The organism is Streptomyces xantholiticus, assembly GCF_014651015.1.
Lineage (GTDB): Bacteria > Actinomycetota > Actinomycetes > Streptomycetales > Streptomycetaceae > Streptomyces > Streptomyces xantholiticus.
This window is the reverse complement of sequence record NZ_BMWB01000003.1, coordinates 174,080-182,812: the sequence shown is the minus strand read 5'-3', so window position 1 is coordinate 182,812 and position 8,733 is coordinate 174,080. Positions and strand designations below refer to the sequence as shown.

Genomic DNA, 8,733 nt, shown 5'->3' with positions numbered 1-8,733 from the left:
CGGGCCCCGCCTCATGTCGCTGCGCCGAGCGTCAGATCCTCACCTGCACGGCCCGGGCGAGACGGTCGTGCAGGCCGCGCCCGTCCCGGTCCCAGACGAGCGCCGGGATCGCCAGGCACAGCAGCACACTGCGCACGAGGACGCGGCCGACGCCGAGGCGGCCGCCGTTCTCGGAGAGGACCCGCAGGCCGAGGAGTCGCTTGCCTGGTGTGAACCCGACGGTACCCACGGTGAGCACGCTCAGGACGAAGAAGATCCCGAGCGCCCAGTTGCCGGCCGCCTGCTGATCACGCCCCGCGAACAGTTGGTATGCGATCAGGAAACACAGTCCCCAGTCGACGAAGAGCGCTCCGAAGCGGCGCCCGAGGGGGGCGACGGAGCCCGGCCCCTGCTCCGGCAGCCCGAGCCGCTGCCCCCGGTATCCGAAGTCGACACCCATGTCCTCCGCGGCCGCGCGGGGCCCGGAGAGCCACGATCCGATTGCTTGCCTGTTGTCCACCCGTCCACGGTACTGGGCCCCGTTTCACCCACCTGCGCCCGGGGCCGTTCCCACAGGGTGACCCTCGGCCGGTTAACTTCGTCGAAACAAATGGGTCATGCTGGAGAAATGCCGTCCGCCTACGGTCGAAACCAGCGTGTGCCACCGCACTGGCCTCACGGACGAGCTACAACCCCGCCCCTCCCGGGTGGGAGTAGGAGGAGTTGGATGTTCCAGAACGCCGATGACGTCAAGAAGTTCATCGCGGACGAGGACGTCAAGTTCATCGATGTCCGCTTCTGCGACCTGCCTGGCGTGATGCAGCACTTCACGATCCCGGCAGCGGCGTTCGACCCGGCCGAGGAGCTCGCCTTCGACGGCTCGTCGATCCGCGGCTTCCAGGCGATCCACGAGTCCGACATGGCGCTGCGTGCCGACCTGTCGACGGCCCGCGTCGACCCGTTCCGCCGCGACAAGACGGTCAACATCAACTTCTTCATCCACGACCCGATCACCGGCGAGCAGTACAGCCGTGACCCGCGGAACGTGGCCAAGAAGGCCGAGGCGTACCTGGCCTCCACCGGCGTCGCCGACACCGCGTACTTCGGCCCCGAGGCCGAGTTCTACGTCTTCGACAACGTGCGCTTCCAGACCTCGGCGAACGAGTCCTTCTACCACATCGACTCCGAGGCCGGCGCCTGGAACACCGGCGCGCTCGAGAACAACCGCGGCTACAAGGTCCGCTACAAGGGCGGTTACTTCCCGGCCCCGCCGGTCGACCACTTCGCCGACCTGCGTGCCGAGATCTCCCTGGAGCTGGACAAGAACGGCCTCCAGGTCGAGCGCCAGCACCACGAGGTCGGCACCGCCGGCCAGGCCGAGATCAACTACAAGTTCAACACGCTGCTCGCCGCGGCCGACGACCTGATGCTCTTCAAGTACATCGTGAAGAACGTCGCCTGGCGCAACGGCAAGACCGCGACCTTCATGCCGAAGCCGATCTTCGGTGACAACGGCTCGGGCATGCACGTCCACCAGTCCCTGTGGCAGGGCGGCGCCCCGCTGTTCTACGACGAGCAGGGCTACGCGGGTCTCTCGGACACCGCCCGCTACTACATCGGCGGCATCCTCAAGCACGCCCCGTCGCTGCTGGCCTTCACCAACCCGACGGTGAACTCGTACCACCGCCTGGTCCCCGGCTTCGAGGCCCCGGTCAACCTGGTCTACTCGCAGCGCAACCGCTCCGCCGCCATGCGCATCCCGATCACGGGCTCCAACCCGAAGGCCAAGCGCGTCGAGTTCCGCGCCCCGGACCCGTCCTCCAACCCGTACCTGGCCTTCTCTGCGCTGCTGCTGGCGGGCCTCGACGGCGTCAAGAACAAGATCGAGCCGGCCGAGCCGATCGACAAGGACCTCTACGAGCTGGCCCCCGAGGAGCACGCGGGCGTCCCGCAGGTCCCGACCTCCCTCCCGGCGGTCCTCGACGCCCTCGAGGACGACAACGAGTACCTGCAGGCGGGCGGCGTCTTCACGTCCGACCTGATCGAGACGTGGATCGACTACAAGCGCAGCAACGAGATCGCCCCGATCCAGCTGCGTCCGCACCCGCACGAGTTCGAGCTGTACTTCGACATCTAAGATCGCCGCGGGTCAGAGCGGATTACCGCTCGCCTGTGCCGCTTGAACGACCGTCGGCCGTGTTCTTCCGCTCCAGGAAGACACGGCCGACGGTCGTTTGGCGCGCCCCCACGCGGCAGCGGCTGCGCGAGCGGGTATGCCCAGGCGGTCGGTCCGTACTGTCGCGCTCCTGCCCCGGCCGGGCCGAGCCGCCACCGGTCTCCCGGGGGCCGGCCCGGCTCGGCCCTCGTGCTCTCAGACGCCGAAGACCCGGGGTGCGGGCTGCGACCGGCAGCGGGGGCGCCACAGGACCACATGGTTGACAGCGGGTCAGGGAATCCGGTGAACGCCGGATGTCGGCCTGCGGCCACCGGCGCGAAGCTGCTAGCTGTGAGCGCGGTAGCTAAACGTACAGCTACGAAAAGTTGTCCGGAACACGGCGTTGCTCTCCGGTCTCAATGCCTCAAGAAAGGTCTGGGATGCCCAAAATCTTCCCTGTGGCCCTCCTCGCGCTCGCTCTTGCCGCCGTACCACTGGCCCCGGCGGTGGCCCAGGCGCCTCCGCAGTCCGACCAGGTCCCCGGCCGTTACATCGTGACCCTCAAGGACGCAGCCGCTGCCGACGCTGCCGGCGTGGAAGCGGCTGTGAACGCGGCTGTCGAGCAGGCCGCCACCCTGGGTGCCGATGTGCAGCACGTGTACCGCTACGCCCTCCAGGGCTACGCGGCGTCCATGAGCCCGAACGTCGCGGCCACGCTCGCGGACGACCCGCGGGTGCGTTCGGTGGAGCCCGACCGGCGGGTACAGGCCACCGCTCAGTCGGTCCCGACCGGTGTGGACCGGGCAGAGGCAGACAAGAGCCCCACAGCGGCCATCGACGGTGTCGACACCCGGGTGAACGCCGATGTCGCCGTCATCGACACCGGGATCAACCCGAACCACCCCGATCTCAATGTGCACCGGGCCGGCGGCAAGAACTGCTGGCTGCCCATCCTGCCTCCCTCCGACTGGCACGGTCACGGCACGCATGTCGCCGGAACCATCGGCGCCCTGGACAACGGCACCGGGGTGGTCGGCACGGCGCCGGGCGTCCGGCTCTGGCCGGTGCAGGTGCTCGACCCCTTGGGCAGTGGCACCACCTCGGCGGTCATCTGCGGCATCGACTACGTGACCCAGCACGCCGACGAGATCGAGGTCGCCAACATGAGCCTCGGCGGCGCGGGCACCGACGACGGCAACTGCGGCAAGAGCAACAACGACGCCATGCACCAGGCGATCTGCAATTCCGTCGCCAAGGGCGTCACCTACACCGTGGCGGCCGGCAACGACCACGCCGACGCCAAGAACATGATCCCCGCCGCGTACGACGAAGTGATCACCGTCAGCGCCCTGGCCGACTTCGACGGCAAGCCGGGGGGTCTCGGCCGGCCGACGTGCCTCAACGACCAGGACGACACCTTCGCCGACTTCTCCAACTACGGCTCCGACGTCGACCTGATCGCTCCCGGCGTGTGCATCCGCTCCACGTCCAACAGCGGCGGCTACACCACGCTGTCCGGCACCTCGATGGCCGCGCCCCACGTCGCAGGCGGCGCAGCGCTGTACCGGGCCACCCACCCCGGCGCACTGCCGCAGAGCGTCAAGACGGCTCTGCAGGGCACCGGCAGCCTCGACTGGACCTGGCCCTCGCAGGACGGCGACGGCACCAAGGAGCGTCTGCTCAGACTCGCGTCCTTCTGACGGCGGTCATCCGGCGTCCTTCTGACGGCGGTCATCCGCCCCATGGCGTGGGCGCGCACCGATGCCGGTGCGGGCCCACGCCGCGCTGCTTCTGCCAAGACGCCGCGAGCAGCGCTCCACCCGAACCGACCGCGCAGGTACGTGCAGCAGCAAGGGCCGCCATCCCGTACCGGGGTGGCGGCCCTTGGCGTTCGTCTCGGCGCAGCGACGACCGGTTCCTGGCCTTCGCGGTCGCCCCTTGCGGCGCTGTACACCCGTCGTAGGCGGCCGCGGCCCGACCGGTGCGTCGAATAATCACATGTGCCGTGTGGGGGGCCGCTGTTAGCGTCTCTTCTGCGCGGGGCGGCTCCCGAGTGTGCTTCCTTCTCCCCTTCTTATGACGAAACAGGGCACTCCATTCCCGCCCCGCGCCTCGACGTGCCGGCATCGACGCCCGGCCGAGCCCCCAGACACATCCGCGCACGGCACACCTGCCGGCCGGGTCTGGAAGAGAAGACAAGGACAATGGTCACCACCAAGGACGCAGGTACCGCTTCCGTCGCCCGTACGCTCACCGCCGTACTGCTGGACCGCCGTGGCGCGCTGTACGTCGCCGGGCCACGGCAGGCCGCGACCCTGGAGAGTCGGGCCGGTGTCGCGCTGCTCGAGGCCGACCTGCTCGATCGCGGCTACCTGGTGGGGGCGTCGCTGCGGGCCGCGCTCGTCGGGCTCGAGCCGAAGGTGCTCGCCGCGACCGGTACGGAGCTGCTCGCGGACCTCGACCGGGCTCTCGGCGCCGACCGGCCGCATGTGCCGCTGCTGCGCCGATTCCCCGACAGCACGCCCGCGGACACGTACCGGCACTTCGTGGACCGGATGCTGGTGCTGCTCTTCCAGCACCCGGACCAGCCGTGCGTCCTGTGCGGTACGGCCGGCGATGTGCTGCCCGTGTCCCCCTGCGCCCACCTGGTGTGCGGAAAGTGTTTCGACGGTGCCGACTTCTCCGCCTGCCCGATCTGCGAGCGCCGGATCGACGCGGACGACCCCTTTCTGAGACCCCGGCGTCCGCGCCTGGTCGACCGGCTGCCCGCCCGACGGCGGGCGCTGCCCGTGCGTCTGCGGGTGATCACCCTCGGCGGGGACCTCGCCGCGCGGGAGGCGGATGCCGGGCGTGAGCTCGACATGCTGCTGGCCCGTACCGGTGCGCTCGGCCCCCAGGAGGCGGACGACCTGGACGCCCTGCTGCTGACCCGGAGCCGTACGGATCTCGACCGGCTGCCCGCGACCGTGCCGGGCCGCGAGGTCAAGGCGCGGCTGCTGGCCTGGATGCTCGCCGACGCCGACGCGCACCCGGTCACGCTGCCGTTCGCCACCCGCCTCGTCGATACTGCGACCGACGTGCTGCGGCTGCTCGCGGTGCGGTCGGGCGGCGACGCGGGGCTGGTGCGCGTACCGCGGCTGACGAGTGTGCCCCGGGCGTTGCGGCGTGCGCTGCTCGCGATCGTCGACGGGCTCGACCCGGCGCTCGCGGCCGAGGACATGCGCCGTCACCGCGGGCTGTGGATCCACGCGGCCGAGGTGCTGCACCCCTTCGAGTACGCGAGCCGCTATCCGCGTGCCGCGCTGGCCTTCGCCGCCGTGCGCCGCACCCGGCTCGCCGACGACGGCCGGCTGGCCACGGTGCTGCGTGAGGCGGCGCAGGGTACGGGGCGGATCGACGCCTCCGGTGCGGCCGTGACGGTCCGCAGCTGGAGCGGTGAGGTGGAGGCGGCGCTGGGCCGCGCCGACACGGGTTCGGCGGTGGCGCTGCTGGCGCAGCGCCCGGGTGAGCTGGTGCGGCGGCTGCACCATATGCTGCGGCTGGCCGGCAAGGACGCGGACGCGGTGCTCGACGCCCTGGAGCGTGCGGTGCCCCGGGTGGCTCCGGCGGTGCTGCTGTCCGCGCTCGGTGAAATCCGTACCCCCGGCGGTGCCCGTCCGGCGCGGGTGTTCTTCCCGAAGGGCGGCAGCGCGAGGACGCACCTGGCCGACGACGAACGGCTGCCGCTGTCCGACGGCGTGGTGGAGCGCACGGTCGGCGTGCTCACCGCCGAGCTCCTGCGGCGGGCGGGTGACGCCGGCGAGCCCGTGGATGTCGCGGTGGTCGACGCGGAACTCGGCGGTGTCATAGCGCCGTTCACCGAGCGGACCGCGGCGCGGGCGCTCGTGACGCTGCCGCGCGGCAGTGAACTGGCGCTGCCCGAGGGGCGGACGGTACGGCTGTTCCTGCACTGGATGGAGTCCGAGACCTCCGGGACCGTGGATCTCGACCTGTCTGCCGCCATGTTCGACGCCGAGTGGCGGCCCGTCGGCTCGTGCTCGTACACCGGCCTGCGCTACCGGGGTTCGGCGGCGGTGCACTCGGGCGACCTGCAGAGTGCGCCGCCGCCCACCGGGGCGAGCGAGTTCGTCGACCTGGATCTGGAGCTGCTTGCCGAGGCCGGGGTCCGGCACGTCGTCGCGGTCGTCTACTCGTACAACAACGTTCCCTTCGAGGAGCTGGCGGAGGGTTTCGCGGGGCTCATGGCGCGGGACGAGGCGGGGAACTCCGGGCCGGTGTTCGACCCGAGGGCGGTGGAGCAGCGCTTCGACCTGACCGGGGCTTCGAAGTCCGCCGTGCCGCTGGTGATCGACGTGTCGGCGCGCACCATGCGCTGGCTGGACGTCACCCACGGGGTCACCGGGTCCCAGCACGCCGTGTGGCGTCACGAGAACGTGCTGGCGACCCTGGGGCAGGGCCTGACCGACCTGTTCGCCTCGGGCGCGCGCGTCGGTCTCGGCGAGCTCGCGGTCTGGCGGTCGGCGGTGCGGGCGGCGACGGTCTTCTTCCGCCGGCACGACGGGTCCTTCTCCTGCTACAGGCGGCGCGAGGACGAGTCGGTCATGGCGTTCGCCGCCCGCATCGGGACACCGGACACGGACGCGCCGGGAGCCGCAGCCCCGGAGTCGGCCGGTCTCGCGCACCTCGTGCGCGGCGATCTGCCGCTGCCCGCGGGCAGCGAGGTGTACGCCCTGCACCCCGGCGCGCTCGAGGCGGACAAGGTCCGGCTGCTGACGGCGGCTGACGTGGTGGCGGCGCTGGCGCCGCGCTGAGCGGCGGGGGGCCGGGGCGGGGCGGCGTCCACCGCGCCCGGGCGGGACGAGGGGGCGGAATACGGGCAGGCAGTACGATCGGGCCGCATGGGGATCACTGTGCAGACGCTGACGTACTACCCGGTCAAGGGCTGCGCCGGAACCGACGTCGAGTCGGCCCGGGTGGGGGCCATGGGGCTGGAGCACGACCGGACCTTCATGGTCGTCGACACCGTCGAGGGGGCGTTCCGGAGTCAGCGGGGGCTGCCGGCCATGGCCGCGGTCCGGCCCGAGGTCGTCGACGGCGGGCGGGCTCTGCGGCTGAGCGCGCAGGGCACCGAGAGCCTGGTCGTGGCCGTCGACCCGGAGGGCGAGCCGCGGCCGGTGAGCCTGTTCGACAAGCCGGTCGGGCACGCCGCGGACCAGGGGGAGGAAGCCGCCGAGTGGTTCTCCGACGTGCTCGGGGAGAAGTTGCGGCTGGTGCGGGTGCCGGACGGCTTCGACCGGGACGGCTGGGGCGAGACGCCGGGCAAGGTCGGCTTCGCGGACGCGCACGCCGTGCTCGTGGTGTCGCAGGCCTCGCTCGACGGGCTGAACGCGCGGATCGAGGCCGCGGGCGGGAAGCCGGTGCCGATGGACCGCTTCCGGGCCAACATCGTGCTGGACGGCTGCGCGCAGCCCCACGACGAGGACCTGATGCGGCGGCTGGAGTTCGCGGGGGCGGACGGGCCGGTCGAACTGGCCCATTCCGTCAGGGCGATGCGCTGCGCCGTGCCGTTGGTGGACCAGCGCACGGGACTGCGGGCGGGACCGGAACCGGTGCGTACGCTCGCCACGTACCGCCGGGAGCCCGCGTACGACAACAAGGTCAGCTTCGGGGCCAAGGCGGCGGTGGTACGCGAGGGCACGCTGGCGGTCGGGGACGCGGTGCTCGCCGAGTGGTACGAGAACGGGGCGCCGGATCCCCGGCGCCCCGCCTCATGAACCGGCCGGCTCAGCAACCGGGGCCGGCTCGGCGGCCGTAACGGATCAGCGGCCGTATCGGATCAGCGCCCTGACCATCCGGCATGTCGTGTCGGACGGCGCGTGGACACCGATGCGCTCCGCCGTCCCCCGTATACGGCGGTTGTCGGCGGTAGCCGGGTGGTAGACGCCGGAGTCGAGCAGTGCGATCGCCAGGCGCATCGCCTTCAGCCGGCGGTTGTGGGACACGTACCACTCGCGCGGCTGTCCGGCCGGGAGCGGCTTCTTCTTGGGCGGGGTCAGGGGCTTCGTGGTGAGTGTGGCAACGGCCATCGGCAACCTCCTGGCGCGGTGGCGGGACCATCCCGAACTACTGTTCATTCTACCGGCGGGCACTGACAATCTCCCCTGGCCAGACGGCGTTTGAGGGCTCCGCGGACGGTACCGTGGAGCGCATGGAGATCTGGATCAACCCCGCCTGTTCCAAGTGCCGCAGCGCCATCGACCTGCTCGACGCGGAGGGCGCCGAATACACCGTGCGCCGCTACCTCGAGGACGTACCGACCGAGGACGAGATCCGCGACGTCCTCGAGCGCCTCGGCCTCGAGCCGTGGGACATCACCCGCACGGGAGAGGCCGTCGCGAAGGAACTGGGCGTCAAGGACTGGGCCAGACAGGCCGGTTCCCGCGACAAATGGATCGCGGCGCTCTCGCAGCACCCGAAGCTCATCCAGCGCCCGATCATCACGGCGGAGGACGGCTCGGCGGTGGTGGGGCGTACGGAGGAGGCCGTACGGGACGCGATGGCGCGCGGCTGACGGTAACGAGGGGCAAGAGGGCGAGGGG

Annotated in this window: 7 protein-coding genes; 5 read left to right on the top strand and 2 right to left on the bottom strand. The window is 71.3% G+C overall.

All coding sequences use genetic code 11. From position 1 onward, the window contains the following. Positions 1–31 precede the first annotated feature (31 nt). Positions 32–499, bottom strand: a complete 468-nt coding sequence (locus IE198_RS07350) for an RDD family protein (protein ID WP_189883975.1) — start codon at positions 497–499, stop codon at positions 32–34. Positions 500–706: 207 nt separating this feature from the next. On the opposite strand from IE198_RS07350, the gene glnA reads away from it, so the two are divergent. The 4 genes from glnA (at position 707) to IE198_RS07330 (ending at position 7,908) form a co-directional block, all read left to right on the top strand. Then, positions 707–2,116, top strand: a complete 1,410-nt coding sequence (gene glnA / locus IE198_RS07345) for a type I glutamate--ammonia ligase (RefSeq protein ID WP_189883973.1) — start codon at positions 707–709, stop codon at positions 2,114–2,116. A gap of 458 nt (positions 2,117–2,574) precedes the next feature. Beyond that, the gene (locus IE198_RS07340; RefSeq protein ID WP_189883971.1) at positions 2,575–3,834 is read left to right on the top strand and encodes a S8 family serine peptidase; all 1,260 of its coding nucleotides are present in this window, start codon (positions 2,575–2,577) and stop codon (positions 3,832–3,834) included. 504 nt (positions 3,835–4,338) lie between these two features. Beyond that, positions 4,339–6,945: an MXAN_6230/SCO0854 family RING domain-containing protein gene (locus IE198_RS07335; RefSeq protein ID WP_189883969.1), complete on the top strand. Its 2,607-nt coding sequence runs from the start codon at positions 4,339–4,341 to the stop codon at positions 6,943–6,945. Positions 6,946–7,032: 87 nt separating this feature from the next. Beyond that, positions 7,033–7,908 carry an MOSC domain-containing protein gene (locus IE198_RS07330; protein WP_189883967.1) on the top strand — a complete coding sequence of 292 codons (876 nt, stop codon included), beginning with the start codon at positions 7,033–7,035 and terminating at the stop codon, positions 7,906–7,908. A gap of 45 nt (positions 7,909–7,953) precedes the next feature. Here IE198_RS07330 and IE198_RS07325 read toward each other — a convergent pair whose 3' ends face one another. Then, positions 7,954–8,220 carry a hypothetical protein gene (locus IE198_RS07325; protein ID WP_189883965.1) on the bottom strand — a complete coding sequence of 89 codons (267 nt, stop codon included), beginning with the start codon at positions 8,218–8,220 and terminating at the stop codon, positions 7,954–7,956. Positions 8,221–8,342: 122 nt separating this feature from the next. On the opposite strand from IE198_RS07325, the gene IE198_RS07320 reads away from it, so the two are divergent. After that, complete coding sequence (locus tag IE198_RS07320; protein ID WP_189883963.1) at positions 8,343–8,705, top strand: arsenate reductase family protein; 363 nt, start codon at positions 8,343–8,345, stop codon at positions 8,703–8,705. Positions 8,706–8,733 lie beyond the last annotated feature (28 nt).

Coding starts and splice junctions, on each gene's coding strand:
- IE198_RS07340 (WP_189883971.1), top strand. CDS start 2,575: ATGCCCAAAATCTTCCCTGTGGCCCTCCTCGCGCTCGCTCTTGCCGCC.
- IE198_RS07320 (WP_189883963.1), top strand. CDS start 8,343: ATGGAGATCTGGATCAACCCCGCCTGTTCCAAGTGCCGCAGCGCCATC.
- IE198_RS07335 (WP_189883969.1), top strand. CDS start 4,339: ATGGTCACCACCAAGGACGCAGGTACCGCTTCCGTCGCCCGTACGCTC.
- IE198_RS07325 (WP_189883965.1), bottom strand. CDS start 8,220: ATGGCCGTTGCCACACTCACCACGAAGCCCCTGACCCCGCCCAAGAAG.
- IE198_RS07330 (WP_189883967.1), top strand. CDS start 7,033: ATGGGGATCACTGTGCAGACGCTGACGTACTACCCGGTCAAGGGCTGC.
- glnA (WP_189883973.1), top strand. CDS start 707: ATGTTCCAGAACGCCGATGACGTCAAGAAGTTCATCGCGGACGAGGAC.